Raw genomic sequence first — 24,022 nt, forward strand, 5'->3', positions numbered from 1 at the left:
GGCACGAACCGAGGAGGCATCCGGTCACGACCGGTGTTCGAGCTGTTGGACGTCCCAGTAGACGCAGGCGACGAGCGAGTGCGCGGGGCACGCTGGAGATCCTGAGGCGTCCGGGGTCGCGATCCGGCCGAATTCCCCGCGGGCCTTCTCCAGCAACGTCAGGAACTCGGCATCGGTCACGGTGCAGTCGTCCGCGTCCAGCCATTCCCGGAGCAGGGTCTCCACGTCGTGGTGGTAGACGCGTGAGTCGGCCCAGACCCGTTGGACGATCCCTGCGATCTGGTCCTCCCGGGGCGCCGATTCGGCTCCGTCCATCACGGGAAAGTGCTGTGGCTTCTTGTTGTGCATGCGACTACTTCTCCTATCGGGTCTTCCGCAGTCCGGGGAGTTCTGTGTCGATGAGGTCCGCGTATGAGGGGTTGCGGTCGATGAACTCCCACACGATCGGGCACAGGATGGTGACACTGCTTCCGCCGGCGCGGATCTCATCGAGGACGCGCCGGATGAGTTCGGTGGCGACTCCCTGGCCCCGGTAGGCGGGAAACACCGCGGCGGCGACCAGGACCAGCCGATTCTCGCCGGTGAGGTCGTAGGTCAGGCCACCGATCACGGTGTCCCCGGAGATCGCCTCGTAGGTGGAAGTCTCCTCGTTGTTCACGACGAAGAACTCGATCGTGGGGGAGTGATCTTCGCTCACCTCGTCGATCAGGACGACCTGATCCTGGGTGAGGGTTCCGACACCGTCGGGATATCCGGCCTCGTCGGGATACTCGAAGTCTGGGGTGTTCATGGGTTCATTCCTCTGATGGAGCGTTGGTCAGGGGCGGACGCTGATGACGGTCTTGCCTTTGCGCCGCTGAGACGGGTTGAGCGCCGCGACGGCACGGTCGAGCGGGGCGATCTCGTCGATGTTGGTGCGCAGGCGGCCGTCGCGGACGCGCTGGACGATCTCGGTCAGCTGCGAGGGCACGGACTCGACGACGAAGTCGATGGAGAGGCCGTCCTCCGGCCGGACGGCACCCAGTCCGGTGACGGTGACGAGGGTGCCGCCTGGGCGGACGAGCAGCGCCGACTTCTCCTGGATGGCGCCGCCGATGACGTCGAACACCAGGTCGACGCGGCCGACGTCGTCGAGGTCGTCGTTCTCGAGGTCGACGAACTCGTGAGCGCCGTAGTCGAGCGCCTTCTCGCGGTCCGCCGTGCGCCCCGTGCCGATGACATGGGCGCCGGCTTCACGGGCGAGCTGGGTCACCATCGTCCCGACCGCTCCGGCGGCGCCGTGGGCGAGGACGGTCTGGCCGGACCGCAGGCGCCCGTGCTGGAAGAGCCCTTGCCAGGCGGTGAGGCCGGAAATCGGGAGGCTGGCGCCCACGGTGAAGTCCACGTCGCCGGGCAGGGGCGCGAGGTTGCGGGACTCGACCGCGACGTACTCGGCGAGGGTGCCGTCGCGGTGCCAGTCGGTGATGCCGAAGACGCGCTGGCCGATCGTGAGCCCTGTGGTGCCGTAGCCGAGGGCGGTCACCACACCGGCGACATCATGGCCGAGGATGGACGGCGACTTGTCGCGGCCCGCCCGGTCCACCCAGGTGGAGGGCCATCCGACCTCGGTGGGGACGTACGCTGCGGCGTGCACCTCGACGAGGACGTCGTTGATTGCGGGCGTGGGCTCCGGACGGTCCGCGAGGATCATTCCCGCGGCTCCCGCAGCCTGATCGGACACCACTATCGCCTTCATGAGGCACCTCCTTGCAACAGCTTCCGCACGATGGCGGTCCGTGTTTCCAGCATCGACCCGATGGCCGAATCATGGAACATGGTAAACCAGAAAAGGACTGTCTAGTCCAATTTCAGTCAACTGTGCATGCATGCAAAAAGGAACAGACTCCCCCAAAATGGACGAAACAGTCCTGTTTGCAGAGTGCGAAGAGCCGTCTACGGGGGTGATGTGCGCCAGGAATCCGACCGGCGAAAGGCTCAGCTCGCGGAGTAGCTCTCGATGTGCCGGAGGGCCATGTCGATCGATGTCGCCATGGGCGTCACGTCGCGCGCAGTCTGGGCGAGCAGGTAGCCGCCCTGCACAGCACCGAGCAAGCCGATCGCCAGCTCGTCGACGGGCGCGTCACTCCGAAGCGTGCCGTTGTCCTGGAGGCGACGGATCGCGGCGGCCAGCAGGTCTTCCCATTCGGTGAAGAGCGCCATCAAGCTACGCCGCGCAACATCGTCGTGGTCGGCGACCTCCGAGGCCAACGAACCGAGGGCGCAGCCATATGCACCGTGGCGAAGCGCGTTGTTCTGGACGAGTGCATCCCGCCAACGGCGAAGGGCCGCCAGGGTCGAGACGCGGCCGAGCGCGTCCTGTTCGCGCTGGATGACGCGCTCGCCCATGAGCCCGATCACCGCGCGGACGATCTGGTCCTTGTTCGCGAAGTGGCGGTAGAGCTGGGATTTGCTGACGCCGCTGGCGTCGAGGATGTCGTCGAGCGTGGTAGCCCCGACTCCGCGGACGAACATCAGGTCCGCGGCCGCTGTGACGATCCGGTCGCGCGTCCTCGCGCCGCGCGCGGTCAGCCGCGCAGGCGTCGGATCGGTGGCCACCGTCATCCCCTCATGGTACGTCGCAGGCGCACGCGGGGGGTGATGACGCGGCAACGCGTGCGGGCGGCACGGCGCAACTGATTATTGACAATTCCCGGATATGTAAAGCTATTCTTTACGTATGACCGACACCCTATCCGCCATCGCCGGCCTGCTGGCTTCGGTTCAATCGCTCGCGGTTCGGGCGACGGAAACGACGAGCCTCGAGGGATTGCTGCGGGTCGTGACCCGCACGGCCTCCTTGCGAAGTGAACTCGAAGAACTGCTGGCGTCGCTGGTCGACCAGGCGCGGCAGGACGGGGCGACCTGGCAAGCGGTCGGCGACGCGCTCGGCATCTCTCGGCAGGCGGCGTTCCAGCGGTTCGGTCACCCGGTGGATCCGAGAACAGGAGAACTCATGGATACGAGAGCACAGGATGGCGCGGTCGAGATCGCGGCCGAGATCGTGAGCGATCTGGCAGGCGCCCGATGGACTGAGGTCGTCGCTCGATTCGACGAGCGCATGGCGGCGGCTCTGGACGTCGCCGGCGTGGGCGACGCGTGGGCGCAGGTCGTCGGCACTGTCGGCGAGTTCGAGGGCGCCGGGGTCCCCGAGGCTCGACGGCTGGGCGACGTGACCGTCGTCGACACGCCGCTGCGCTTCGAGGCGGGAGAGATGGTCGCCCGAATCAGCGTGCGGGCGGACCGCACGGTCGCCGGGCTCTTCATCCTGGCGCCCGGGGCGCTCCAGTGAGCGGCACCGCTCCGCGCTTCGACCGTCCGGAGCGGGTGCCGTGGGCTGCCGTCGGCGTATACATCGCTGTCGCCTATGGACTGGCGTGGCTCGTCGCCGCGCCGCTGTGGCTGCACGGCGGCCTGCGCAACCCGCTCGCCGGGATACTGCTGATCGCGATGATGTACACGCCGGCGATCGCCGCGCTGTTCGTCGTGTTCGTTGTGCAGCGGCCACGGCCGGTGCACGTCGCCGAATACCTGGGGGTCGCGCCTTTCCGGCCCGCTCGGCGCATCATCGGGCTCGCGCTCATCGGGATGTTCGGATCGATCCTCGTCGCACTGCTCTCCGTGCTGCTGGCGGCCGCGGTGGGAGCGATCCACCTCGACCTCGTCACCTTCTCGCACTTCGCGCAGATCGTCCGTGCGCAGCTGGCGGCTGTGCACACCTCCGTCAGTATCCCGGTCGGTCTGATCGTGCTGCTCCAATTGATCGCCATCCCGGTCGGCGGGCTGCTGAACTCCGTTGCCACGGTCGGAGAGGAGCTCGGCTGGCGGGGCTGGCTGCTCCCCAGCCTGCGTCCCCTCGGCACCGCCCGATCACTGCTGCTCACCGGGCTGATCTGGGGGCTGTGGCACAGCCCGATCATCCTGCTCGGCTACAACTTCGGCGAACCGAACGCCTGGGGGGTCCTGTTCATGGTCCTGGGCTGTGTGACCTATGGCGTGCTCATCGGGTGGCTGCGACTGCGCTCGGCATCGCTCTGGCCTTCAGTGCTGGCGCATGGAGCATTCAACGCGTCTGCCGGTGTCGGCACGCTGCTGCTCGCCGCCGGCGCACCGATACCGCCGGTCGACTACATTCCACTGGGCTGGCCGGGCTGGGTGGTCTGCGCCCTCCTGATCGGTGTTCTCGCGCTGCTCCGCCAGTTCCGTATCCAGCCGACGCTCGATCGCAAGGGGGCCCGTCCTGAAGGCCTGTGATGCCGAAAGGAGTCGCGGCCGACTCACGGATCGTGTCGGGGCTCATGGCTCACGAGCCCGACCGTGTTGCCTTCGCTGTCTTCGATGAACGCCATCCACTCGTCGTTGCCGGCCGGCCCGAGGGTGTCGTCGGTGTGGGTGAAGATGACGTGGGGTTCGGTGACCACCCGCACGCCCTCCCCGCGCAGCCGCTCCACGGTCTGCGCCACATCGTCCACCTGGATGTAGACGAGCGACGACGGCGCCCCCTGCTCGAGGAGGAGGCGGCCGATGCCGATGTTGAAGAACAGCAGGCCGGGCGGGTCGAAGCGGGCGGCCGGCGCCTCGCCGAGCAGGTTCTCGTAGAACGCCGCGGCGCGATCGAGGTCGTCGGCGTGCTGTGCGACCTGCAGAATCTCCACGGGATCAGTATCCGGTCGGGCGCTGCTCCTGCGCCAGCCCCGGCATAGTGCGGCAGGGCAGGGCCCGCTCAGGCCACGGACGCCGAGAGGGCCGCGAGCACCTGCCCGGCCCGGCGTCCGACGCGTTCGAGCACGCGTTCGGTCGCGGCGACATCGTGGGGGTCGAGATCCGCCCAGATCGGCGCGGTCGCGATCGCGACGCGGGATTGCAGCTCGGTCAGGAGTTCGTGGCCGGCCGGGGTGGGTGTCTCGTCGGCGATCAGTCCGCGGTGCGTCAGCTCGGCCACGATGGCCGCTGCGTTCGCGAAGTGGGCCCGCTCGCCGACGATCGTGGCGAGGTTCGCTCCCGTGTCGTTCTGGGCCGCCAGGCGCAGCGCGACCCACTGGGGTTCGGTCAGCGCGGCGTCGGCGAGGAGGCGGCGCAGCACAGCGTTCAGGGTCTTCTCCGTCGCGCCGATCAGCTGGGGTCCGAATGCGGTCATGTCGACTCCTTCAATTCGTTGGTGTGCCCAACGATAACAGATTGTTGGGGAGCCCAACAAGGGGTAGGCTTCGGGGATGTCCGTCACGCGTGTCTCGACGACCCCGACCTGGTTGCTGGGACGGGCCAATGCGCGCGCACAGACGCTGCTCGCCGCAGCCTTCGAGCCGTTCGGGCTCCGGCCGCTGCAGTATCGTGCCCTCGCCGCGCTGGAGGAGCACGGCGAGCTCAGTCAGGCCGAGCTCGGGAGGCGCCTGACGATGGACCGCAAGGACGTCAGCGTGGCCATCGACCACCTGGGGGAGCGTCGCCTCGTGCAGCGACGTGCCGACCCGACGGACCGGCGCCGCGCCATCGTCGCTCTCACGAGTGAAGGTCGGGCGCTGCTCCCCCGCCTGCACGCCGCCCTCGACGCCGCCCAGGACGCCGTGGTGGCCCCTCTGACGGCGCGCGAGGCTGCCGATCTCACGAAGCTGCTCGCGAAGCTGGGCATCGGCGCCGGTGAGCCCGGCGACACGGCCGGCTGACCGCCGGGTCGGCCGGCCGCCTCCGTCACCGTCGCTCCGCGCTCATCCTGCGATCACCTTGCGCCAGCGCGCCGAGAAGGAGCTCGCGACGAAGCCGATCGAGTCGTTCACGTCGAGCATCGGACGGTTCTCCTCGGCGTTGATCGTCTCGACGCTCTCGCAGCCGGGGAACCGCACGGTCAGCTCGCGGAGGTTGACCAGTTTGAGCATCATCCCGAGCCGGTGACCGCGGTGCTCGCGCAGCACGAGGGTGTCCATCTGCTCAGCCGGTCGGTCGGACTCGGCCGACACCTCGAGCTCGGTGAAGCCGACGGCCTGGCCGGTCGCCTCATCGACCGCGATCGATGTCAGTGCGATGCGGGGGCTGTCGGCCCACAGGTCGTCGACGGCGCGGACGCGCTCGGCGGTCCAGACGTCGGTCAGCTCGATGCCGGCGTTGGGGGCGTCGGAGCTCATCCGGGTGCGCAGGAACGCGATGGCATCGACCCACTCCTCGGGGGTCCGCCCCTGCCAGGTGATCGTCCGATAGCCGGCGGCCGCCGTCGTGGCCGCCTCGAGCCACGCGGAGAACGGGGCGGGGTCGACCGGCAGCGGCAGAGAGCTGATCCGTCCCACCTGCTCGAGCGAGAATCCGTGACGCCGGAGGAACCGGGTCGAGGGGAGGTCGACCGGCACCGACCCGAAACCGGTCGGGGCCGCGATCGTCTCGCCCGCGACGCCCGCGGGGTAGGTCGTCTGATTCTGGATCGTCGCGCGGCCGGCAAGCCGGGCCAGCTCCTCCAGACGGTCATAGAGCGCCGAGCCGATGCCGCGGCCGCGGAAGCCGGGCAGGACGGAGACGGCGCACCAGCACTCCGCGGCGTTCAGCGGCAGTGCCAGATTGCCGCGGGCGACGACGCGACCGCCGACCTTGGCGACGAGCCCCGTCATGGGCTTCGACGCGTCCTTCCAGTCCGGCAGCAGCCCGGCCGCGGTCATGACCTCGCCGGCGTTACCGCGCTGCTCCGCCTCGACGGCGCTGCGCACCGCGGCGAAGGCGACGAAGTCCGCCGCGTCCTCGGCGTCGACGGTGTCCGGGACGACGAGCGGCTCGACGGTGAAGCCGGGCATGGTGATGGTGTGATCAGGGGAAGACATGAAACCTCGTGGTTCGCAGGATCGATCGACTCACCCACGGTCGTGGGGAGGAAGGGAAACGCGGTCAGAGGATCACGGGAGCCAGCATTCCACAGCGGAGCGCAGGCCCGCAAGGACGACCCGTGCGGATCAGGCCCGCCGGAACCGGTGTGCCGCCGGGCAGTCGAACGGGTCGCGTGCGGCGAGGCCGACGCGGTTGAGGTAGCGGATGACGATCCGGTAGGACGCCACCAGCCCGGTCTCCGTGTAGGGGATCCCATGGGCGGCGCAGTGCTGCCGCACCAGCTCGCGCGCTCGGCGCAGGTGCGGCCGGGGCATGCTGGGGAAGAGGTGGTGCTCGATCTGGTGGTTGAGTCCGCCCATCAGGATGCTCATCCGCCAGCCGCCGCGGATGTTCCGGGAGGTCAGCACCTGCTTGTTCAGGAAGTCGACGCGCGTGCCGGCGGGCAGCAGCGGCATCCCCTTGTGGTTGGGCGCGAAGGACGCTCCCATGTAGACGCCGAACACGGCCAACTGCACCCCGAGGAAAGCGAACGCCAGCCCCACCGGCAGCATCAGGAAGACGATCGCGACGTAGACGGAGAGTCGCAGTCCGATGGCGACGAGTTCCGACGTGCGACGCTCGACCGGTCCGCGTGCCAAGAGCGATCGGATGGAGGTCACGTGGAGGTTGACGCCCTCCAGCAGCAGCAGCGGGAAGAACAGGTAGCCCTGCCGTCGCGTGATCACGGCCAGCAGTCCGCGCTGACGGGCCGCGTCCCGCTCCGTGAACGAGATCGTGTCGAACGCGAGGTCGGGGTCTTTGCCCTCGGTGTTCGGGTTGGCGTGATGCCGGGTGTGCTTCGTCATCCACCACTGGTAGCTCATGCCGACCAGCCACGTCGCGATCAGCCGCCCTGCGCGGTCGTTGTGCGGCCCTGACGCGAACACCTGTCGGTGGGAGGCCTCGTGGCCGAGGAAGGCGAACTGGGTGAAGATCAGGCCGAGGGCTCCCGCGATGAGCAACTGGAGCCAGGAGTCTCCGAGCAGCACGAAGCCGGCCGCTGCGCCGAGCAGCCCGACGGTGAGGAGCGAGAAGACGGCGACGTAGAAGCCGCGACGACGCTCGAGGAGACCTTCGCCGCGAACGCGTGCCAGGAGTTCGTTGTACGTGCTCGTGACCGGCGCGCGCGATTCGTCACGAGGGCGTGTCCGCAGAACGGGGCCGAGAGTGGGTGCGGTCATTGCTTCCTCCGCTGGTGCGACGACTTCCCAGCCGAGGATGATGGGCGGATCGCCCGAGATGCCATCAGCGTAGGCGCGGTTGCTGGGCGTTGCCGGTGCGGTGCCCGACCGTTCGGCCGGGCACCGGACTCTCAGGCCTGACGGATGTTGGCCGCCTGGGGGCCCTTGGGGCCCTGCGCGAGGTCGTACTCGACCTTCTGGTTCTCGTCGAGGTTGCGGTAGCCGCCGGTGGCGGCGATCTCGCTGTAGTGGGCGAAGACGTCGGCGCTGCCGTCATCCGGGGCGATGAAGCCGTAGCCCTTCTCCGAGTTGAACCATTTGACGGTGCCAGTGGGCATCTTTTCTTCCTTCATTCTTCGGGAGCCGGGTGAGCGGCTCCGGTCGCCGCGCCCGAATCGGCGCGGACGGCTGCGGGCACCGCGCCGGACGCGGTGCGAGTGGGAGTGCGGGGCGCGCGTGAGCAGCGCCTCCGCTTCAGAGATGGTGGGGGCGGATCCGACGGGGCGCGAACGGCCGTCGAGCACGCGGAACCGTCCGCCGTCGAGTTCGGCCATGCCGGCGTACCCGTCGTTCGTGGTGGCGACCCAGACCGTGTCGTCGGCTTGGCGCCAGATCAGTGCGGCCGTCGGCCGCGGAGCGATGGTGATGGTGAGTCCTTTCGCCTCGATCGAGGCGGGATGAGGTCGCGGCGACGTTGCAACGCGAAGAGAAGTTGCCTCACCTTACACGGCCCGCCCGGAAATGCCCTGGACGGGCCCAAGAGAGCACGGCGTACCCGAGCGTGCAGGGCGATACCTCATCACACTTCCGCCGGAGGTCAACCCGGTTTGCGGCGCACGCTGGCGGGCCTAGATTCCGCGGGGAGACCAGCGAAGGAGATCAGGCATGGCAACCACGTCGAAGAATCAGAGCACGAAGACCAAGGCCGCCGCTGCGCCCCGGACCACACGCGCAAGGGGAGCGGCGCCGGGCGAGCACGAGACGCGTCGCGAGAACTCCGAGAACGGGTTCGTCGCCCCGGCGTCGCTCGCGAGCGACCTCCAGCGCGTGCAGGTCGACCTGATCGAGCTGTCGCTGCAGGGCAAGCAGGCGCACTGGAACATCGTCGGCCGCAACTTCCGCGACCTCCACCTGCAGCTCGACGAGATCGTGGAGGCCGCCCGCGAGTTCAGCGACACGGTCGGCGAGCGGCTGCGCGCGCTGCACGCGACCACCGACGGGCGGTCGCGCACGGTGGCGGAGACGACCGCGCTCGCGCCGTTCCCGAACGGCGAGATCGACACGACCGACGCGGTCGACCTCATCACGGACCGCCTCGAGACCGTCGTGCGCACGATGCGCTCGGTGCACGACGACGTGGACGAAGCCGACCCGACATCGGCCGACATCCTGCACCAGATCATCGAGCGCCTCGAGCAGCTGGCCTGGATGGTCAGCGCCGAGAACCGCCGCCCCGCCACCCGCTGACGCGCGGGGGGGCGCCCGAGGGGCGCCCGAGGGGCGCGCAAATGCCCTCAAACGCTACGGATGAGGGCATTTACGCGCCCCTCGGCGGCCCCTCGGCGGCCCCTCGGGCTTGCGAGGGCGCACACGGGGCGCGCACCCAACGGCTGTCCTACCTGCGCGACCTCGCCACCGGACTGTTGCGTGGGCACACCCGCCGGGGGCTTCCGCGGACTGCGGATCACACGGTCGCCGAGTCGCGCAACGACAGCCCGTGACCGGGCCGCCGGTCGGGTGTGAGCGCGCCGCCCACGAGCGGCAGGGTTCCGGCGAACACCTGCTTCTCGAGCCGGGCGTGGTCGTGGAAGTACTCGAGGTGGCGGAACCCGCGGGTCGCGCAGCCGGCGTGGGCGGCGAGCTGCGGTGCGCAGTGCGCCGACACCGGGACGCCGTGGGCGGCCGCGAGGGCGCTGAGCTGCAGCCATCCGCTGTAGCCGCCGCAGCGGGTGACGTCGAGTTGGAGGCAGTCCACGGACCCGAGCAGGGCCACGGCGTCCGACGGCCGGTACACGTACTCGCCCGCCGCGATGTCGGCAGTCGCTCCAGCGCGCACGGCCGCCAGCTGGTCCGGGTAGTCGGAACTCACCGGCTCCTCGAACCAGGTGACGTCGAAGGCGCGCATCGCCCGGTCGACGCGCAGCGCCTGCGCCACACCGTAGGCACCGTTGGCGTCGACGAACACGCCGACGCCCGGCCCGACCGCCGCTCGGGCGATGCCGACGCGGTGCAGGTCGCGCTCCACGCGCGTTCCCCACGACTCCCCGATCTTCAGCTTGACCCAGCGGCAGCCGTCGCGTGCCCAGCCGGCGAGCTGATCGTGGAGCCGCTCGTCGTCGTAGGTCGTGAAACCGCCGCTTCCGTAGACCGGAGCCGACGCACGCACCCGGCCGAGGAGGTCGGCGAGGGGGACGCCGAGCGCTCGAGCGCGCGCGTCCCACAGGGCGACGTCGACGGCTGACAGCGCACAGGCGCCGATCCCCGGCCGGCCGGGATTGCGCAGGGCGTGCTCCAGGTCGGCGACGACGGCTCCCAGGTCGGTGAGCGATCGCCCCCGCAGCGCCGGAGCGAGTTCCTCGTCGATCACGACGGCCGCGGCCGCCGAGCTGTAGGTGTAGCCGAGTCCGGTCGTCCCGCCCGCTCGGAGCAGCACCACGACCAGGGTGGTGCTGTCCCAGGCGGCGGTGCCGTCGGCCTCCGGCGCATCGGTGGGGATGCGGAGGACGCGCGTCTCGACCTCGTCCACGGTCGGGAGCGTTCCGATCACGCGCGCGGTCATGGCGTCTGCTCAGTCCTCGTCGATCTGCTCGAGCAGCTTCTTGGTCGACGACGCGATGTCGTCGTGATCGTTCTGCGCAGCGCGGCTCTCGAGCGATATCACCGCGCCGCGGTGGACTTTGACGAAGTCGCCGTACGGGAAGCTGTATCGGCCCTTGGTCTCCTCGTTCTTCTCGGCGTCCTCGCCGAGGTGCCACAGCGCGTACTGCTCCCAGCCGTGCTTCTCGATGAAGGCGTTCTCGTCGTCCGCGCTCGGCGCGTCCTCGCTCCAGTCGTCGCGTTCATCGCGGACGACATCGCCCTTCTTCACCAGCGATCGCGCGTGGTCGAGGGCTTTCCGGTTGAGCTTGACGGTCATTGTTCGTCCCTTCGTGATAGTCCCGACGGTGATAGTCCCGACGCCTCGAACCGGATGCAATGCCAACCTGTGCGCGAACGCAAGGGGTTGACCCGATCCGGAAGTCGCCGGACTATCCGCACTGGAGACGAAAGGAGCACGGATGGACCGGATCGAGACCCTGGAGGGCGCTGTCGTCGTCGTGACCGGCGCGAGCGGAGGCGTCGGTCGTGCCGCCGCCATCGAGTTCGGCCGCGCGGGAGCGAGCGTCGCCCTGCTCGCCCGCGGTGAAGCGGGACTGGAGGCCGCGGCCGACGAGGTGCGCACGGCGGGCGGCCGTGCGATCACGGTGCCGGTCGACGTCGCCGACGCGGACGCCGTGGAGGCTGCGGCCGAGCGGGTCGTCACCGAGTGGGGCCGCATCGACGTCTGGGTGAACTGCGCGTTCTCGTCGGTCTTCGCCGAGCTCGGCCGCATCGCCCCGGAGGAGTTCCGCCGCACGACGGAGGTCAGCTACCTCGGCTTCGTCTACGGCACCATGGCGGCGTTGCGCCGCATGCGGCCGGCGGGCCGCGGCACGATCGTGCAGATCGGTTCGGCGCTCGCCTACCGCGGCATCCCGCTGCAGTCCGCCTACTGCGGCGCCAAGCATGCGATCGTCGGTTTCACCGAGTCGGTGCGCACCGAGTTGCTGCACGAGCACAGCGACGTCGCGATCACGATGGTGCACCTTCCCGCGATGAACACCCCGCAGTTCCGGTGGCTGCTGTCGCGCCTCCCGGAGCAGGCGCAGCCTGTGCCGCCGATCTACCAGCCGGAGGTCGCGGCCCGCACGATCGTCCAGGCGGCCGTGCGGCCGCGCAGGGCGTACTGGGTGGGCATCTCGACGGTGCAGACCATCATCGGCAACCGGCTCATCCCCGGCCTGCTCGACCGTTACCTCGCCGCGACCGGATACCGGTCGCAGCAGACCGGCGAACCGCGCCCCGCCGACCAGCCCGCGAACCTCTGGGAGCCGGCCGACCGCACCGAGGACCACGGCACGCACGGTCCGTTCGGCGACCGGTCGAAGGCGACGAGCGTCCAGGCGTGGGCGTCGCGGAACCGGCGGGCGCTGGGAGCGGCGGGTGCGGCGTTGGCCGGCGTGGGATTGATCGGCCTGGCAGCCCGTCGCACGTGACCGCGGGGACGCGGCGGTCGCCTCTGCGTCTGCGGCGACCGCCTCACGCCGGCGGTGTGAAGAGCGCCGCGATCGTCTCCTCCCGGAACCCGTCGAGGTCGGCGTCGAGGCGGCCTCCGGCGCTGAGCTGGCTGATGCCGTGCAGTGTGCTCCACAACAGCTCCGCCCGCACCGCGCGCTCGCGGCCGTCCCGGCCGCCGACGGCGTTCTCGAGTAACTCGAAGCCCCTGCGGAGCACCTCGGGGGTCTCGACCGAAGCGAACACGATACTGCTGCGGGCCGAAGCCATCGCCTCGTAGACGGCGGGGTTCTCCCGTGCGAAGGCGAGGTAGGCGTCGATCAACGCCGGCAGTGACTCGGGCCCGTTGCCCGGAACCTCCATCGCGGCCGCCAGCTCGGCGTAGCCATCGAGCACGACCCGGCCGACGATGTCGTCGCGGCCCCCGGGGAAGTGCCGATAGAGGATCGGCTGGCTGACCCCGATGGCGTCGGCGAGCCGGCGCACGGTCACCGCGGGCCACCCCTCGTTCTCCGCGATATCGCGTGTCGTGCGGACGATCCGGGTCTCGCGTTCCCGGACTCGCGCCGAGTCTTGCGGTGATCGAGGCATGTCGTTAGGTTAGCAGTGCTAGCTGTTAGCAGTGCTAACACCCATCACCTCGAAAACCAGGAGACACAATGTCCTTCGCCATCGGCATCACCGCGGTCGTTGCCATCCTCAGCCTCGCCGTCATCTTCGGCACCGACATGAGCGTCGCCGTCGTACAGCGCCCGGTCTGGGCCGAGCTGGACGACCGAACGCTCGTGCAGGTCATCGGCCGCGGGCACTACTTCGGAGATCGGCGGTTCCCCGTCATCGGGATCGGGGGGACGATCGCCGTGGCCGCGACCGTCGTGCTCGCCTTCGTCGGAGGCACGCCGCCCGCCGGTACGCCCGCCGCCGGGGCGCTGCTGTTCCTGCTCGCGTGGCTGCTGCTCTTCGCGCGCATCGCCAAGCCCATCAACTCCGTGTTCACCGCTGCGGCATCGGCCGGCGTCGTGCCGGAGGACGCACGAGCGCTGCAGAGCCGCTGGGAGTCGATCATCGTGCTCCGTGCGACGCTGCTCGGCGTCGCGATCGCGCTGCTGTGCGCGACGCTCCTCCTGCTGTGAGGAGCTCGACGCCCGATCGCGCTACTCCGGCGGGAGTAACCGAATCTACTTCATTCACCGCATGACAGCGTTTCGGCGTGGGAACACACTGGGCGTATGCGGAGCGAACCGTCGGGTGCGCACTGCCGACACCCTGCACCACCGAACGAAAGGGGCACCGATGTCCACGCTCACGAACCCGTCCGCCGACCTGGTCCGCCGTTCGCGGGAGGCGCTCAGCGCGCTCGCCCTGCAGTTCCTGCTCGGGATGGGCGCGAACCTCCTCGGCAGCCCCGAGGAGAACGACGGTGCCGCCCGGGTGTTCTCGGGCATCGTCCTCGGCCTCCACGCGCTGGTGGGCATCGGGCTGATCGTCGTCTCTGTGCGGGTGTGGACGACCGCACGGCGGGTGAATGCGGCGCAAGGTGCCGCGCTCTGGGCGTTCATCGTGGTGATCGCCACGTTCCTCGTCGGCCTCGGGACGATGTTCACGGGCGGCGACTGGCTGTCGTTCGCCATGTCCGTCGGGTTCGTCGCCGCGGCAGCGCTGTACGTGGCGGTCGGGGCCACGGCGCTGGCGAGCCGGCGCTCGTCGATCGCCGGCTGAGGGTCGACGTACGCCGGGAGATCCGCGCCGCGCTCAGCCCTCGAGGTCGAGGACGAACGTCAGCAGCTCGAGCTCCCGCCCGTCCGGCAGCACGATGACGCCCTCGCGCTCGGCTCGCCTGGTGAAGCCGAGCTTGCGGTAGAGCGCGTGCGCGCCCCGCATCTCCGGTCCGCTGTTCAAGACGACGGCACGCTGCCCGCGACGACGGGCCTCCGAGATGGCGAACCGGGTCAGCGCGTCGCCGATCCCGCGGCCGCGTGCAGAAGGATGCGTGGCCAGGAGGCGGAAGTACAGCTCGTCGCGGCCGATGCTCCCGTTCTGGTCGAGCCCGGCCCGGAGCACCGCGATCGTGCCGACGAGCTCGCCCGTGACGTCGTCCTCCGCCACGAAGAAGTCGAACGCGTCGAGGAGGGACTCCGGGTGCTGCAGCTGCGTGCGGTAGTCGTCGGAGAGATCGCTGTAGTCGTGCGAATAGGCCGCGTATGTGAGCTCGCCGATCGAGGCGTACTCGCCGTCGACGGCGGGTCGGATGCGCACGGTGGCGGCCGGGGCGGTGGTGCTCATCCCACCAGGCTAGGCCACGCGCCCGGCGGCTCCGCGCCCGGCCCATCCGCGCCGACGGCGGCGAGCCCGCACCCGATAGGCTGGGCGCGTGCTTCTCTCCGATCGTGACATCAAGGCCGAGCTGGGCGCCGGGCGGATCGCGCTGGAGCCCTACGAGCCCGCGATGGTGCAGCCGTCGAGCATCGACGTGCGGCTCGACCGCTTCTTCCGGCTGTTCGACAACCACAAGTACCCCTTCATCGACCCGGCGGAGGATCAGCCCGAGCTGACCCGGTTCGTGGAGGTCGACCCGGACCAGCCGTTCATCCTGCACCCGGGCGAGTTCGTCCTCGGCTCGACGTTCGAGCGGGTGAGCCTGCCCGACGACGTCGCCGCGCGACTGGAGGGCAAGAGCTCGCTCGGCCGGCTCGGCCTCCTCACGCACTCCACGGCCGGCTTCATCGACCCCGGGTTCTCCGGGCATGTGACGCTCGAGCTGAGCAATGTGGCGACGCTGCCGATCAAGCTCTGGCCGGGCATGAAGATCGGGCAGATGTGCTTCTTCCGGCTCTCGTCCGCGGCCGAGCGCCCGTACGGCTCGGCGGAGTACAGCTCCCGGTACCAGGGTCAGCGCGGGCCGACCGCGTCGCGCTCGTACCTCAACTTCCACCGCACCGACGTCTCCGCGACCGACGCCGGACGACCGTCCAGCTGACCCATCCGAGCCGAGAGGGCCGCCCATGAGCGAGTCGACCGATTCCCTTTTCGCGCGAGCCCTGATCGCCACCGGACCGACGCCGGAACGCCCGCAGCGGATGCAGCTGTTCGGCCGGCTGGTCGGCAGTTGGCGCGCCGACGTGCGCTTCCTCGACGAGACGACGGGCGCGTGGCGTGAGTCGGTCGCGGAGTGGGTGTTCGCATACACGCTCGGCGGCCGCGCCGTGCAGGACGTGCTCATCGCGCGCGACGCCGCCGACCCGGACCTCCTGGACGGCCGCGGTTCGACCGTGCGTGTCTACGACCCGACCCTCGGCGCCTGGCGGGTCAACTGGTTCGGTGCCGCCGCCGGCGATTTCTGCACGCTGGTGGCGACGCCGCACCGGCGCAACGGGATCCGTCAGGACGGCACGCAGACCGACGGTCGGCCGATCCGCTGGAACTTCTCGAACATCACCGACGACTCGTTCGAGTGGGACGGCTGGGTGTCGAACGACGAGGGCCGCACCTGGTGGCTCGAGCAGCACCTCGAGGCGACGCGCACGGGCTGATGCGGCGGTGGATGCGACGGCGCAACTGCTACCCGGGTGAGCTGCTTCGGGCCCGAATGGATTCGCGTCGCGGCATACGCCGGTTGAAGTTATCCACAGTCAATTACACAGGTGGAAAATAATGAGATCGACTCACAGCTGGCCTGAAGCTTCGGGTGCGTCGTCCGCGTAGAGCGCGGGCAGCTGCAGGGTGAGCCAGGGGCTGAACGCCCACGGAGTGGCCTCGACCGCGGCCAGCAGCACGCGGGGGTCCACCCACTCCCATTCGGCGACCTCGGACGCGACCGGGGCGAGCTCGCCTGCGATGGTCGCCGTGTAGACGGGGCAGACCTCGTACTCGACGATGCCGGCCGCGTCGGTCGCCCGATAGCGGAAGTCCGGCAGCGCGACCACGAGGTTCTCGACCGATGTGCCGAGCTCATCCGACGCGCGGCGGGCGATCGCGTCCTCAATCGCCTCGCCGGGGGCGGGGTGTCCGCAGAACGAGTTGGTCCAGACACCGGGCCAGGTCGCCTTGGCGAGCGAGCGGCGGGTGACGAGGATGCGCCCTTCGCCGTCGAACAGGTGGCACGAGAACGCCAGGTGCAGCGGCGTGTGCGTCGTATGCACGGTCGCCTTGTCCGCCGTGCCCGTCGGGGTGCCGTCGTCGGCGAGCAGCACGACCTCTTCGCGGGGTGGCGTCATGCGTCCATCCTAGGCTTGCGCGCGCTCAGTCCGAGGCCGGATCGTCGCTGCGCGACCCGCCGGCGGAGGAGCCGGAGGCGTCGGCGTCCTCGGCGGGTGGAGCCCAGCCCAGGTTGCGCGCCATGGCCTCCAGGGTGGCCATCGTCGTGGCCAGATCGGCCGGGTCGATGCCCTCGCTCACGGCATTGCGGAGGGAGCGGATGCGTTCGAACGCCGCGTCGTGAGCGGCGCGTCCCTCGTCGGTCAGTGTGGCCGTGTCGCCGTCGAACCACACCCAGCCGCGCTCGACGAAGTCGGCCAGGATCCGATCGATCCCGTCGCGCACGTGGTCGCGGCAGCCCCGGCCCGGAGAGGTCGCGTGGCCGTGCCCGTGACCGTGGCCGGGCGCGTGACCGTGGCCGGGCGCGTAGGCAGGGCCGTAGCCGTACGCCTGACCCTGTGGGCCGTGCCCGAACCGCCCGGCACCGGATCCGGGAGCGAACGGGCGAGGGCCGAACCGTCCCGGGCCGCCCGGCACACCGCGCTCGAAGCCACGCACGAATCCGCGCTCGAAGCCGCGCTCGAACGCCTGCTGCGAGTCGCGGGCGCCCGCGTGGTGGTGGTGGTGGTGGTGGTCGTGGTCGTGGTCGTGGTCGTGGTCGTGCTCGTGGAGGTCTTCGTTGTGCTCGTGCTCGTGCTCGTGCTCGTCGTGGTGCTCGTGCTCGTGGCGCTCGGGGTGTTCGTGCTCGCCGCGCGAGTCCGGATGCGAACGCTCGCGGTCGTGCTCCATCCACGCGCGGTACATCTCTTGCCGGCGTTCCCATTCGCGCCGCATCCAGTCGGGGCGTCCGCGCCATTCACGCCGTTCAGGCTGGGCGGCCGACCCGTTGGCAGGGTCGCCGCGGCCGGGGCGGTCCGGCCGGCTCCGGCGGCCGTGCCGGGGAAGCGAGGCCGCCAGGTCGTCCGCGGTCGCGGGGTTCTCGGCCAGGCTGTGCAGGATGCGCCAGCCGCGGCGGCCGAGGTCGAGGTCGCGGAGTTCGTCGCGCATGCGGTCGCGCAGGCGCCCGTTCAGCTCGCCGAACCAGTAGCCCGGCTGTGTGTCGTTCGAGTCGTCGATGTTCGTCATCGGGGACCCCTCCTATTTCTATGTACTGTTACAAGTAAATGTATAGTTACATGCATGGCTGAGGATCGTCAAGAGCAGAGCGGTTCGCCGCAAGCGGACATCGTGTCGCTGATCGAGAGATCGCTGGTGGCGGTGCGACGTGACCAGTCGCGCCGCAGATTCGAGCGCGATCACGGCGATCACGGCGAGCACGAGCACGAGCACGAGCACGGCGAGCACCGGCACGGCCAACGCCCGCACGGCGATATGCACGGCTGGGGAGGGCGCGGCCCCTGGGGCGGCTACCCGGGCCCCTTCGGAGATTCCGCCAGGCCCGGCCCGGGCCGGCGCGGGCGTGACGGGTCCCTGGGCCGCATCGCGCGCTTCCGCATGCTGGAGGCGCTCGCGGCGGCCGAGTCCGACGACCGCCGGCTCTCGGTCAGCTCGCTCGCCGCGGCGATCGGCGTCGATCAGCCGCGTGCGAGCCGCCTGGTGCAGGAGGGCGTCGAACGCGGCCTGGTCCGGCGCGTTCCCGACCCGTCCGACGCGCGGCGCGCCCTCCTTCAACTCACCGCGGCCGGCCGGTCGCAATTGGGCGAGGTCCAGGACCACCGGAGGTCGGCCGTGGAGGCGGCGCTGGCATCGTTCACGCCCGAGGAGGCGCGCACCTTCGCCGACCTGTTCGACCGTTTCGTCCGGGCCTGGCCGCGCTGAGTCCCGTCGGCAGCGGAGGAGTCAGGCATCGACACGCCGCCCCTCGACGGCCAGCGGAGGAGACTCCGCACTATTCGGCCGCAGAATCCTCCGCTACGGACGGGGCACGACCGGCCAGCGGCCACCGGAGGACATCCGAGCCCCTGGAGGCGCGAACTCCTCCGTACCCCGTCTCCAGGCGCCGCCGCGCCCCGAGACTCCTCCGCTACCGGCGCGCGGCCGACGCCTCCCGCGGCGAACGCACCGGCAGCAGCAGGAGCAGCCCCACGAGCAGCACCAGCACGATCCCGAGGATGCCCCAGTACTGCGCGCCGCCGACGGCGACGAACGTCGCGAACAGCAGGGGAGCCACGAACGAGACGGCCCGGCCGCAGGTCGCGTAGAGCCCGAACACCTCGCCCTCCCGACCGGCGGGTGTGATCCGCGCCAGGAAGGTGCGGCTCGCCGACTGGGCGGGCCCGACGAAGAGGCAGAGGATGAGGCCGAACACCCAGAACACGATCGCGCCGGCGTCGTGCAGGACGAACACGGCCAACCCCGCGATGACCAGTCCGATCAGCGCCGTGACGATGACGGGTTTGGCGCCGAACCGGTCGTCGAACCGACCCGACAGGATCGTGCTGACGCCGGCCACCACGTTCGCGGCGATGGCGAACACGATCACGCCCGACTGGGTGAAGCCGAAGGTCCCCTTGGCGAGGATGCCGCCGAACGTGAACACCCCGACGAGCCCGTCGCGGAAGAGCGCCGACGCGATGAGGAACATCACCGTGTTGCGGCTCTCCCTCCAGAGCACGGCGATGTCGCGGAACAGCAGCCGGTACGACGAGAAGAAACCGACCCGCGGCACCCGCCGGTTCGCGGCCGCCTCGGGCACGCGCACGAGCACGGGGATCGAGAGCGCGAGCGTCCAGATCGCCGCGACGACGGCGACAAGACGGTAGTTGAGGCCCTGGTCGGTGGTGACCCGCAGCAGGCCGCCCGTCCCGTCGCCGTTCGGCGATGCGAGCAGCACGAGCACGATGACCAGCAGCAGGATCCCGCCGAAATACCCGCTGGCCCAGCCGAGTCCGCTGACCCGGCCGACCGTCTTGGGCGTGGAGACCTGCACGAGCATCGCGTTGTAGTTGACGGTCGCGATCTCGTAGAAGACGGTCCCGACGCCGACGAGGACGACGCCGAAGAGGAAGAAGGAGGGCTCGCCCACGACGAAGAACATCAGCGCGGTGACCACGACCACCACTCCGGTGTTGATGCCCAGCCAGAGCTTGCGCCGCCCCGACCCGTCGGTGCGGCGCCCGAGGACCGGCGCAAGGACGGCCACGACGATGCCCGCGATCCCGATGCCCCAGGCGAGCCCGCTCGACAGGCCGGCGATCGCGCCGGTGACCGCGTGGTGCGCGGGACCGGAACCGTCCTTCTCGGCGTTCTGCGCCGACAGGAGCGCGGGCGAGATGAAGTACTCGCTCGTCAGGTAGACCGTGAACACGAAGGTGGTGATGACCGCGTTGAACGCGGCGCCGCCGGCATCCCACAGCGCCCAGGACGCCACCCAGCTGCGCGGGATGCGGCGGTCGGTCGAGGTTTCGCCGAAGAGTGGAGCCGTCGCCGTGGCGAGGGCGTCCGCGTCGGCGCCCGCTCCGGCCCCGGCGGCTCCCTCGTCGACGGGTCTGTCGCTGGTCATGGGGACAGCGTAGGGCGTCGCGGGGAACAGGCGGTGAACTCCCGCGCGCTCAGTCCGGCGTGCCGGTCACATTGGCGCGCAGCCAGTGCGTGAGCGGAGCGCTGTCGTCGAGGAAAGCCGCGATGCGGTCGGCGGCCTCCGGCGAGCCGAACCAGTCGGGAACACCCCAGTCGGCCCACGTGATGATGCCCTTGTAGCGCAGCAGCTCGGCGCGCGGATGGTCGGGGTCGAAGCCGCGCGGGGTGGTCTTGAGTGCGTCCGGGATCTCGATGCCGACGCCCTTGGCGCGCAAGGCCGCCAGCGCGGCCTCCAGTTCGGCGCCGGTGCGCGGTGCGTCGACCGCACGCCGATACCGGTCGAGCCGCTCCTTGTCGAGCTGGTAGACGCCCGCGCCGCCGGCCAGGCCCTCGGCCGAGACCTGCACGTACCCGCCGCGTTCGAACGTGAGCGCCGCGTGCAGCTTGTAGGGCGACTTGTCGGGCGAGAACCGCACGTCGCGGTACGGCCGGAATAGGCGTGCCGGCCCGAACCGCGGCTCGAGCGCGTCGGCCAGTTCGTGCAGAGGCCGGGCGACCCGTGTCTCGTACCGGTCGCGGTTCGCGAGCCAGAAGGCGCGCTCGTTGTTGAGGGTCAGTTCGCGGTAGAACGCGATGGCGTCCTCGTCGAAGCCCGTGAATGCCATGCGCCGATCGTACGTCCGCCCGCTCCGCTCAGACCCAGAGGCTGAGCTTGTCGGGATTGCGCATCATGCGGATGCCCGTGATCACGCCTCCGCCCACGCTGACCGTCGCGACACTGTCGAGCCGGTCGCCCAGGCGCACGAGCACGGCGAGCCCGTCGCCGGCGGGCGCCAGCTCCGCCGTGGACTCCGGGAATTTGGCCGCGAGCCCGAGGAGGAAGCGCGCGACGTTGTCGGCGCCGACGACCGGTCGGCGTGCGGCGCTGACCCGGCCCCCGCCGTCGGAGACCAGCACGACGGCGGGGTCGAGCACGCGCACGAGCGCGTCCAGGTCACCGCCTGCTGCGGCCGAGGCGAACGCTCTCACGACGCGATCGTGCTCCGCGGTCGGCGCGGTCCGCGCGCGCTCGTCCGCGATCCGCCGGCGCGCCGACGTGGCGAGCTGGCGGCAGGCCGCCGGGCTGCGCCCCACGACCTCGGCGACCTCGGGGAACGGCATCCCGAACACGTCGTGCAGGACGAACACCACCCGTTCGGACGGGGTCATCGTCTCGAGGACGAGCAGCAGTGCCGTGCTGATCGAGTCGTCGAGCTCCGCGTGCCGGAGCGGGTCGCTCGTCGCGTCGGCGAGGGCGTCACCGCGGGGGAACGCGAAGGCGGGGACGGGCTCGGGCAGCCACTCGCCCACGTAGTGCTCGCGGCGCACCCGCGCCGAGCCGAGCATGTCGAGGCACACACGGGAGGCCGCGCGGGTGAGCCAGCCGCGCGGAGAGCCGATCTCCGCACGCTCCGGCTCGGACATCCCGAACCATCGGGTGTAGGTCTCCTGCACAGCGTCCTCCGCGTCCGCGACGGTGCCGAGCATCCGGTAGCCGAGCGCCAGGAGGTGCGGCCGCTCCGCGATCGCCGCGTCGTCGTGTGCCGCGCCCATGCGTCCGTCCTCCCGTCTCGGTGCCGTCCGGCCTCCATCCTGGCAGCCGACCTCACACTTCGGGCGGCTGCGTCGTCCTGAGGGTATGGACACACGTCACCGTCGCATCCCGAGCATCCCGAGCCTCCCTCTCCGACCGACAGCAGTCGCTGCTCCGGAGGTGACGCGATGAAGGTCGCCGTCGCCGGAGGCACGGGTGCGGTGGGCGCGCGCACGGTCGAGGCTCTGCGCGCTGCCGGTCACGAGCCGATCGTCCTCAGTCGGTCGGTCGGCGTCGACCTGCTGGCGGCCGCCACGGACGATCGGGAGGCCGGCCGGCTCGCCCGGACGCTGGAGGGGTGCGCCTCGGTCGTCGACGTCACGTCCGTGATGACGACGAGCGCGGCGAAGTCGACACGCTTCTTCGAGACGGTCACCCGCGTCCTCCTCGAGGCCGAGCGCACCGCCGGCGTCGCGCATCACGTCGTGCTGTCGATCGTCGGCGCGGAAGCGGCGCCGGCCGCGTACTACGCGGGCAAAGTCGCGCAGGAGCGAGCTGTGGCGGCGAGCGGAGCCGGTTGGTCGGTGCTGCGCGCCACCCAGTTCCACGAGTTCGCCGCCCAGCTGGCGGCCCGATCGGGCGGTCTCCACGTGGTCCCCGCGATGCGTTCGCAGCCGGTCGCCGCCGCGGAGGTGGGCGCGCGCCTCGCCGAGCTCGCGACCGCGGCCCCGGTGGGCCTGACCCGGGACATCGCCGGACCGCGCGTCGAGGACATGCCGACCCTCGTCCGCCGCTATCTGACGGCGACCGGCCGATCCGGCCGGGTCCTCACGGTGCCGCTGCCGGGCCGCTGGGGTCGCGCGCTGCGCGACGGCACCCTGCTGCCCGGGTCCGGTGCGCAGCTCGGCGCGATCACCTTCGACGAGTGGCTGGCGACGGTCGCGCGGGTCCGCTGACCGACCCGGCGCTGACGAACCGGTCGCCGGCGGCTCAGCCGGCTTCGTTCGGCGCGGTGTGCGTGTGCCGGGGCCCGCCGCGCAAGGGCACTCCGGCCACCGAGAGGACGAGCGCCAGTACCGCGCCGCAGAAGATGGCGATGTCGGCGACGTTTCCGATGAACCAGTTCACGTAGGCGATGAAGTCGACGACGTGACCCTGGCCGAACGAGGGCGCGCGGAACAGCCGGTCGCCGAGGTGGGTCACCGCGCCTCCCAGGAGCAGTCCGAACGCGACGGCCCAGGCGCGCGAGCCGACCAGCCTCGAGAACCAGAGCAGAGCCACCACGGCGAGCGCCGCGATGATGGTGAACACCCACGTCGCGTTCACCAGGAACGAGAACGCCGCACCCGAGTTGTATGTCAGCTGCAGCCCGAGGAGCGCGCCGAGCACGGAGTGGTACTCGCCCTCTTTCAGGGTGGAGGTCGCCCAGAGCTTGGTGAGCTGGTCGGCGAGCACGACGACGGCGGCGATGACCAGGATGGTGACGAGGGCACGCGAGCGACGCGTGCGAAACGCCTCCGCGGTGTCCTGTGCGGCCGGTTCGTCGGCGGTGCGGGCGGGCTCCGCGGCGGGTTCGATGCTGTCGCTCACCCCGCCATCCTTCCACGGACGGCGTGCGCCCCTAGACCGAGACGGGCAACGCGTAGTGCAGGCCGCCGCCGTCGCCCCGCACCTGGCGGTGGATGTCCTCCATCGTGATGTCGAGCTGTCCCGCTGTGCCCGCGGCGGCGGTGAGGTCGCGCAGCAGCGTCTCGGGTATCTCGCCGTCGTACTTGTAGTAGATCTTGTGCTCGAGGCTCGCCCAGAAGTCCATCGCGACCGTGCGCAGCTGGATCTCGACCGGCACGGCCACCGGGCCCGCGCTGAGGAACACGGGGACCTCGACGATGACGTGGAGGCTCTTGTAGCCGTTGGGCTTGGGGTGCGCGATGTAGTCCTTCACCCGCAGCACCCGCACATTCTCCTGGGCGGTCAGGAGCTCGAAAACGCGGTACACGTCCGACACGAACGAGCAGACGATCCGCACGCCGGCGATGTCGGTGATGGCCTCCCGGATCGCGTCGAACGAGGGTTCGCAGTTCTTGCGGATGACTTTCTGCTCGATGCTCTCCGCCGACTTGAGGCGGCTGGAGATGTGCTCGATCGGGTTGTACTCGTGCAGCTCGGCGAATTCCTCGCGGAGGATGGAGACCTTGGTCGAGATCTCGTCGATGCCGAACTTGTACGGCATGATGAACCGCGCGAAGTCGTCCCGGAACGCCTGCACCTCGCTCAGCGTCGCGGGATCGATGCTCTGCAGAGCCTCGATAGCGCGAGTGGAGAGCAGCGGGGCAGGGGCCGGATCCATGCGATTGACGCTAGC

The 24,022-nt window shown here is 70.3% G+C and carries 32 protein-coding genes; 12 read left to right on the plus strand and 20 right to left on the minus strand.

What is annotated here, in order from left to right; all coding sequences use genetic code 11:
• Nucleotides 1–24: 24 nt before the first annotated feature.
• The 4 genes from Q0Q23_RS01670 to Q0Q23_RS01685 form a co-directional block, all read right to left on the minus strand.
• Nucleotides 25–348: a hypothetical protein gene (locus Q0Q23_RS01670; RefSeq protein WP_295118327.1), complete on the minus strand. Its 324-nt coding sequence runs from the start codon at nt 346–348 to the stop codon at nt 25–27.
• A 13-nt stretch (nt 349–361) separates the two neighbouring features.
• The gene (locus Q0Q23_RS01675) at nt 362–790 is read right to left on the minus strand and encodes a GNAT family N-acetyltransferase (RefSeq protein ID WP_295118330.1); all 429 of its coding nucleotides are present in this window, start codon (nt 788–790) and stop codon (nt 362–364) included.
• A 27-nt stretch (nt 791–817) separates the two neighbouring features.
• Nucleotides 818–1,735 carry an NADP-dependent oxidoreductase gene (locus Q0Q23_RS01680; RefSeq protein ID WP_295118333.1) on the minus strand — a complete coding sequence of 306 codons (918 nt, stop codon included), beginning with the start codon at nt 1,733–1,735 and terminating at the stop codon, nt 818–820.
• Between the two features lie 239 nt (nt 1,736–1,974).
• Entirely contained in the window at nt 1,975–2,601 is a 627-nt protein-coding gene (locus Q0Q23_RS01685) for a TetR/AcrR family transcriptional regulator (RefSeq protein ID WP_295118336.1), read from the minus strand.
• Nucleotides 2,602–2,716: 115 nt separating this feature from the next.
• Here Q0Q23_RS01685 and Q0Q23_RS01690 point away from each other — a divergent pair, with 115 nt between their 5' ends.
• Together Q0Q23_RS01690 and Q0Q23_RS01695 are read left to right on the plus strand one after the other, a co-directional pair.
• Nucleotides 2,717–3,328: a DUF3887 domain-containing protein gene (locus tag Q0Q23_RS01690; protein WP_295118338.1), complete on the plus strand. Its 612-nt coding sequence runs from the start codon at nt 2,717–2,719 to the stop codon at nt 3,326–3,328.
• Nucleotides 3,325–4,290 (plus strand): CPBP family intramembrane glutamic endopeptidase, encoded by a 966-nt coding sequence (locus Q0Q23_RS01695; protein WP_295118341.1) that lies wholly within the window; start codon nt 3,325–3,327, stop codon nt 4,288–4,290. The genes Q0Q23_RS01690 and Q0Q23_RS01695 overlap by 4 nt, the downstream gene beginning before the upstream one ends.
• A 23-nt stretch (nt 4,291–4,313) precedes the next feature.
• Here Q0Q23_RS01695 and Q0Q23_RS01700 read toward each other — a convergent pair whose 3' ends face one another.
• Both Q0Q23_RS01700 and Q0Q23_RS01705 read right to left on the minus strand, forming a co-directional pair.
• On the minus strand, nt 4,314–4,691 hold the full coding sequence (locus Q0Q23_RS01700) for a VOC family protein (RefSeq protein ID WP_295118344.1): 378 nt from the start codon (nt 4,689–4,691) through the stop codon (nt 4,314–4,316).
• Nucleotides 4,692–4,759: 68 nt separating this feature from the next.
• A complete protein-coding gene (locus tag Q0Q23_RS01705) occupies nt 4,760–5,173 on the minus strand; it encodes a hypothetical protein (protein WP_295118347.1) in 414 nt (137 codons plus the stop codon).
• Between the two features lie 76 nt (nt 5,174–5,249).
• Between Q0Q23_RS01705 and Q0Q23_RS01710 the strand changes: the two genes are divergently transcribed.
• Nucleotides 5,250–5,699 carry a MarR family winged helix-turn-helix transcriptional regulator gene (locus Q0Q23_RS01710; RefSeq protein ID WP_295118350.1) on the plus strand — a complete coding sequence of 150 codons (450 nt, stop codon included), beginning with the start codon at nt 5,250–5,252 and terminating at the stop codon, nt 5,697–5,699.
• Nucleotides 5,700–5,741: 42 nt separating this feature from the next.
• On the opposite strand, the gene Q0Q23_RS01715 is transcribed toward Q0Q23_RS01710, so the two are convergent.
• The 3 genes from Q0Q23_RS01715 to Q0Q23_RS01725 all read right to left on the minus strand — a co-directional run bounded on the left by Q0Q23_RS01715 (nt 5,742) and on the right by Q0Q23_RS01725 (nt 8,398).
• Entirely contained in the window at nt 5,742–6,836 is a 1,095-nt protein-coding gene (locus Q0Q23_RS01715; protein ID WP_295118353.1) for a GNAT family N-acetyltransferase, read from the minus strand.
• Nucleotides 6,837–6,965: 129 nt separating this feature from the next.
• Nucleotides 6,966–8,060 (minus strand): acyl-CoA desaturase, encoded by a 1,095-nt coding sequence (locus tag Q0Q23_RS01720; RefSeq protein WP_295118356.1) that lies wholly within the window; start codon nt 8,058–8,060, stop codon nt 6,966–6,968.
• Between the two features lie 131 nt (nt 8,061–8,191).
• The gene (locus Q0Q23_RS01725) at nt 8,192–8,398 is read right to left on the minus strand and encodes a cold-shock protein (RefSeq protein ID WP_055922908.1); all 207 of its coding nucleotides are present in this window, start codon (nt 8,396–8,398) and stop codon (nt 8,192–8,194) included.
• A 214-nt stretch (nt 8,399–8,612) separates the two neighbouring features.
• Between Q0Q23_RS01725 and Q0Q23_RS01730 the strand changes: the two genes are divergently transcribed.
• Entirely contained in the window at nt 8,613–8,741 is a 129-nt protein-coding gene (locus Q0Q23_RS01730; protein ID WP_295118362.1) for a hypothetical protein, read from the plus strand.
• A gap of 204 nt (nt 8,742–8,945) precedes the next feature.
• Nucleotides 8,946–9,527 carry a Dps family protein gene (locus tag Q0Q23_RS01735; RefSeq protein ID WP_295118365.1) on the plus strand — a complete coding sequence of 194 codons (582 nt, stop codon included), beginning with the start codon at nt 8,946–8,948 and terminating at the stop codon, nt 9,525–9,527.
• 217 nt (nt 9,528–9,744) lie between these two features.
• Here the strand turns inward: Q0Q23_RS01735 and Q0Q23_RS01740 are convergent, their stop codons facing one another.
• A complete protein-coding gene (locus tag Q0Q23_RS01740; protein WP_295118369.1) occupies nt 9,745–10,839 on the minus strand; it encodes an enolase C-terminal domain-like protein in 1,095 nt (364 codons plus the stop codon).
• Between the two features lie 9 nt (nt 10,840–10,848).
• On the minus strand, nt 10,849–11,196 hold the full coding sequence (locus tag Q0Q23_RS01745; protein WP_295118372.1) for a hypothetical protein: 348 nt from the start codon (nt 11,194–11,196) through the stop codon (nt 10,849–10,851).
• A gap of 142 nt (nt 11,197–11,338) precedes the next feature.
• Between Q0Q23_RS01745 and Q0Q23_RS01750 the strand changes: the two genes are divergently transcribed.
• Nucleotides 11,339–12,355, plus strand: coding sequence for an SDR family oxidoreductase (locus Q0Q23_RS01750; RefSeq protein WP_295118375.1), 1,017 nt, complete (start codon nt 11,339–11,341; stop codon nt 12,353–12,355).
• Nucleotides 12,356–12,398: 43 nt separating this feature from the next.
• Here Q0Q23_RS01750 and Q0Q23_RS01755 read toward each other — a convergent pair whose 3' ends face one another.
• On the minus strand, nt 12,399–12,965 hold the full coding sequence (locus Q0Q23_RS01755) for a TetR/AcrR family transcriptional regulator (protein ID WP_295118378.1): 567 nt from the start codon (nt 12,963–12,965) through the stop codon (nt 12,399–12,401).
• 68 nt (nt 12,966–13,033) lie between these two features.
• Between Q0Q23_RS01755 and Q0Q23_RS01760 the strand changes: the two genes are divergently transcribed.
• Together Q0Q23_RS01760 and Q0Q23_RS01765 are read left to right on the plus strand one after the other, a co-directional pair.
• A complete protein-coding gene (locus Q0Q23_RS01760; protein WP_295118380.1) occupies nt 13,034–13,507 on the plus strand; it encodes a DUF1772 domain-containing protein in 474 nt (157 codons plus the stop codon).
• Between the two features lie 160 nt (nt 13,508–13,667).
• A complete protein-coding gene (locus Q0Q23_RS01765) occupies nt 13,668–14,093 on the plus strand; it encodes a hypothetical protein (protein ID WP_295118383.1) in 426 nt (141 codons plus the stop codon).
• Between the two features lie 33 nt (nt 14,094–14,126).
• On the opposite strand, the gene Q0Q23_RS01770 is transcribed toward Q0Q23_RS01765, so the two are convergent.
• Nucleotides 14,127–14,657, minus strand: coding sequence for a GNAT family N-acetyltransferase (locus Q0Q23_RS01770; RefSeq protein WP_295118386.1), 531 nt, complete (start codon nt 14,655–14,657; stop codon nt 14,127–14,129).
• Between the two features lie 88 nt (nt 14,658–14,745).
• On the opposite strand from Q0Q23_RS01770, the gene dcd reads away from it, so the two are divergent.
• On the plus strand, nt 14,746–15,351 hold the full coding sequence (gene dcd, locus Q0Q23_RS01775) for a dCTP deaminase (RefSeq protein WP_295118390.1): 606 nt from the start codon (nt 14,746–14,748) through the stop codon (nt 15,349–15,351).
• A 25-nt stretch (nt 15,352–15,376) separates the two neighbouring features.
• Nucleotides 15,377–15,904, plus strand: a complete 528-nt coding sequence (locus Q0Q23_RS01780) for a hypothetical protein (protein WP_295118391.1) — start codon at nt 15,377–15,379, stop codon at nt 15,902–15,904.
• A gap of 132 nt (nt 15,905–16,036) precedes the next feature.
• On the opposite strand, the gene idi is transcribed toward Q0Q23_RS01780, so the two are convergent.
• The gene (gene idi / locus Q0Q23_RS01785) at nt 16,037–16,588 is read right to left on the minus strand and encodes an isopentenyl-diphosphate Delta-isomerase (protein WP_295118393.1); all 552 of its coding nucleotides are present in this window, start codon (nt 16,586–16,588) and stop codon (nt 16,037–16,039) included.
• A gap of 25 nt (nt 16,589–16,613) precedes the next feature.
• Complete coding sequence (locus Q0Q23_RS01790; protein ID WP_295118396.1) at nt 16,614–17,693, minus strand: hypothetical protein; 1,080 nt, start codon at nt 17,691–17,693, stop codon at nt 16,614–16,616.
• 54 nt (nt 17,694–17,747) lie between these two features.
• Here Q0Q23_RS01790 and Q0Q23_RS01795 point away from each other — a divergent pair, with 54 nt between their 5' ends.
• Nucleotides 17,748–18,386 (plus strand): MarR family winged helix-turn-helix transcriptional regulator, encoded by a 639-nt coding sequence (locus Q0Q23_RS01795; RefSeq protein ID WP_295118399.1) that lies wholly within the window; start codon nt 17,748–17,750, stop codon nt 18,384–18,386.
• Nucleotides 18,387–18,591: 205 nt separating this feature from the next.
• On the opposite strand, the gene Q0Q23_RS01800 is transcribed toward Q0Q23_RS01795, so the two are convergent.
• From Q0Q23_RS01800 to sigJ, 3 genes are read right to left on the minus strand one after another with little or no spacing between them, the layout of a single operon-like run.
• Nucleotides 18,592–20,070: an MFS transporter gene (locus tag Q0Q23_RS01800; RefSeq protein ID WP_295118402.1), complete on the minus strand. Its 1,479-nt coding sequence runs from the start codon at nt 20,068–20,070 to the stop codon at nt 18,592–18,594.
• Nucleotides 20,071–20,119: 49 nt separating this feature from the next.
• On the minus strand, nt 20,120–20,752 hold the full coding sequence (locus tag Q0Q23_RS01805) for a DUF2461 domain-containing protein (RefSeq protein ID WP_295118406.1): 633 nt from the start codon (nt 20,750–20,752) through the stop codon (nt 20,120–20,122).
• Between the two features lie 28 nt (nt 20,753–20,780).
• Nucleotides 20,781–21,680: an RNA polymerase sigma factor SigJ gene (gene sigJ / locus Q0Q23_RS01810; RefSeq protein ID WP_295118409.1), complete on the minus strand. Its 900-nt coding sequence runs from the start codon at nt 21,678–21,680 to the stop codon at nt 20,781–20,783.
• Nucleotides 21,681–21,848: 168 nt separating this feature from the next.
• Here sigJ and Q0Q23_RS01815 point away from each other — a divergent pair, with 168 nt between their 5' ends.
• On the plus strand, nt 21,849–22,616 hold the full coding sequence (locus Q0Q23_RS01815; RefSeq protein ID WP_295118411.1) for an SDR family oxidoreductase: 768 nt from the start codon (nt 21,849–21,851) through the stop codon (nt 22,614–22,616).
• A 34-nt stretch (nt 22,617–22,650) separates the two neighbouring features.
• Here the strand turns inward: Q0Q23_RS01815 and Q0Q23_RS01820 are convergent, their stop codons facing one another.
• Nucleotides 22,651–23,250 carry a signal peptidase II gene (locus Q0Q23_RS01820; RefSeq protein WP_295118414.1) on the minus strand — a complete coding sequence of 200 codons (600 nt, stop codon included), beginning with the start codon at nt 23,248–23,250 and terminating at the stop codon, nt 22,651–22,653.
• A 31-nt stretch (nt 23,251–23,281) separates the two neighbouring features.
• The gene (locus Q0Q23_RS01825; protein WP_295118416.1) at nt 23,282–24,007 is read right to left on the minus strand and encodes a GTP pyrophosphokinase family protein; all 726 of its coding nucleotides are present in this window, start codon (nt 24,005–24,007) and stop codon (nt 23,282–23,284) included.
• Between the last annotated feature and the right edge of the window lie 15 nt (nt 24,008–24,022).

This window comes from uncultured Leifsonia sp. (genome assembly GCF_945957465.1).
Classification (GTDB): Bacteria; Actinomycetota; Actinomycetes; order Actinomycetales; family Microbacteriaceae; genus Leifsonia.

What these genes read in the sequence shown, in the direction of transcription:
- Q0Q23_RS01825 (WP_295118416.1), bottom strand. Translation starts at nt 24,007, where the DNA reads ATGGATCCGGCCCCTGCCCCGCTGCTCTCCACTCGCGCTATCGAGGCT.
- Q0Q23_RS01770 (WP_295118386.1), bottom strand. Translation starts at nt 14,657, where the DNA reads ATGAGCACCACCGCCCCGGCCGCCACCGTGCGCATCCGACCCGCCGTC.
- Q0Q23_RS01755 (WP_295118378.1), bottom strand. Translation starts at nt 12,965, where the DNA reads ATGCCTCGATCACCGCAAGACTCGGCGCGAGTCCGGGAACGCGAGACC.
- Q0Q23_RS01730 (WP_295118362.1), top strand. Translation starts at nt 8,613, where the DNA reads ATGCCGGCGTACCCGTCGTTCGTGGTGGCGACCCAGACCGTGTCGTCG.
- Q0Q23_RS01720 (WP_295118356.1), bottom strand. Translation starts at nt 8,060, where the DNA reads ATGACCGCACCCACTCTCGGCCCCGTTCTGCGGACACGCCCTCGTGAC.
- Q0Q23_RS01815 (WP_295118411.1), top strand. Translation starts at nt 21,849, where the DNA reads ATGAAGGTCGCCGTCGCCGGAGGCACGGGTGCGGTGGGCGCGCGCACG.
- Q0Q23_RS01690 (WP_295118338.1), top strand. Translation starts at nt 2,717, where the DNA reads ATGACCGACACCCTATCCGCCATCGCCGGCCTGCTGGCTTCGGTTCAA.
- Q0Q23_RS01715 (WP_295118353.1), bottom strand. Translation starts at nt 6,836, where the DNA reads ATGTCTTCCCCTGATCACACCATCACCATGCCCGGCTTCACCGTCGAG.
- Q0Q23_RS01790 (WP_295118396.1), bottom strand. Translation starts at nt 17,693, where the DNA reads ATGACGAACATCGACGACTCGAACGACACACAGCCGGGCTACTGGTTC.
- Q0Q23_RS01675 (WP_295118330.1), bottom strand. Translation starts at nt 790, where the DNA reads ATGAACACCCCAGACTTCGAGTATCCCGACGAGGCCGGATATCCCGAC.
- Q0Q23_RS01710 (WP_295118350.1), top strand. Translation starts at nt 5,250, where the DNA reads ATGTCCGTCACGCGTGTCTCGACGACCCCGACCTGGTTGCTGGGACGG.
- Q0Q23_RS01805 (WP_295118406.1), bottom strand. Translation starts at nt 20,752, where the DNA reads ATGGCATTCACGGGCTTCGACGAGGACGCCATCGCGTTCTACCGCGAA.
- Q0Q23_RS01685 (WP_295118336.1), bottom strand. Translation starts at nt 2,601, where the DNA reads ATGACGGTGGCCACCGATCCGACGCCTGCGCGGCTGACCGCGCGCGGC.
- Q0Q23_RS01780 (WP_295118391.1), top strand. Translation starts at nt 15,377, where the DNA reads ATGAGCGAGTCGACCGATTCCCTTTTCGCGCGAGCCCTGATCGCCACC.
- sigJ (WP_295118409.1), bottom strand. Translation starts at nt 21,680, where the DNA reads ATGGGCGCGGCACACGACGACGCGGCGATCGCGGAGCGGCCGCACCTC.
- Q0Q23_RS01745 (WP_295118372.1), bottom strand. Translation starts at nt 11,196, where the DNA reads ATGACCGTCAAGCTCAACCGGAAAGCCCTCGACCACGCGCGATCGCTG.
- Q0Q23_RS01760 (WP_295118380.1), top strand. Translation starts at nt 13,034, where the DNA reads ATGTCCTTCGCCATCGGCATCACCGCGGTCGTTGCCATCCTCAGCCTC.
- Q0Q23_RS01795 (WP_295118399.1), top strand. Translation starts at nt 17,748, where the DNA reads ATGGCTGAGGATCGTCAAGAGCAGAGCGGTTCGCCGCAAGCGGACATC.
- Q0Q23_RS01725 (WP_055922908.1), bottom strand. Translation starts at nt 8,398, where the DNA reads ATGCCCACTGGCACCGTCAAATGGTTCAACTCGGAGAAGGGCTACGGC.
- Q0Q23_RS01740 (WP_295118369.1), bottom strand. Translation starts at nt 10,839, where the DNA reads ATGACCGCGCGCGTGATCGGAACGCTCCCGACCGTGGACGAGGTCGAG.
- Q0Q23_RS01750 (WP_295118375.1), top strand. Translation starts at nt 11,339, where the DNA reads ATGGACCGGATCGAGACCCTGGAGGGCGCTGTCGTCGTCGTGACCGGC.
- Q0Q23_RS01680 (WP_295118333.1), bottom strand. Translation starts at nt 1,735, where the DNA reads ATGAAGGCGATAGTGGTGTCCGATCAGGCTGCGGGAGCCGCGGGAATG.
- Q0Q23_RS01705 (WP_295118347.1), bottom strand. Translation starts at nt 5,173, where the DNA reads ATGACCGCATTCGGACCCCAGCTGATCGGCGCGACGGAGAAGACCCTG.
- idi (WP_295118393.1), bottom strand. Translation starts at nt 16,588, where the DNA reads ATGACGCCACCCCGCGAAGAGGTCGTGCTGCTCGCCGACGACGGCACC.
- Q0Q23_RS01735 (WP_295118365.1), top strand. Translation starts at nt 8,946, where the DNA reads ATGGCAACCACGTCGAAGAATCAGAGCACGAAGACCAAGGCCGCCGCT.
- Q0Q23_RS01765 (WP_295118383.1), top strand. Translation starts at nt 13,668, where the DNA reads ATGTCCACGCTCACGAACCCGTCCGCCGACCTGGTCCGCCGTTCGCGG.
- Q0Q23_RS01670 (WP_295118327.1), bottom strand. Translation starts at nt 348, where the DNA reads ATGCACAACAAGAAGCCACAGCACTTTCCCGTGATGGACGGAGCCGAA.
- Q0Q23_RS01800 (WP_295118402.1), bottom strand. Translation starts at nt 20,070, where the DNA reads ATGACCAGCGACAGACCCGTCGACGAGGGAGCCGCCGGGGCCGGAGCG.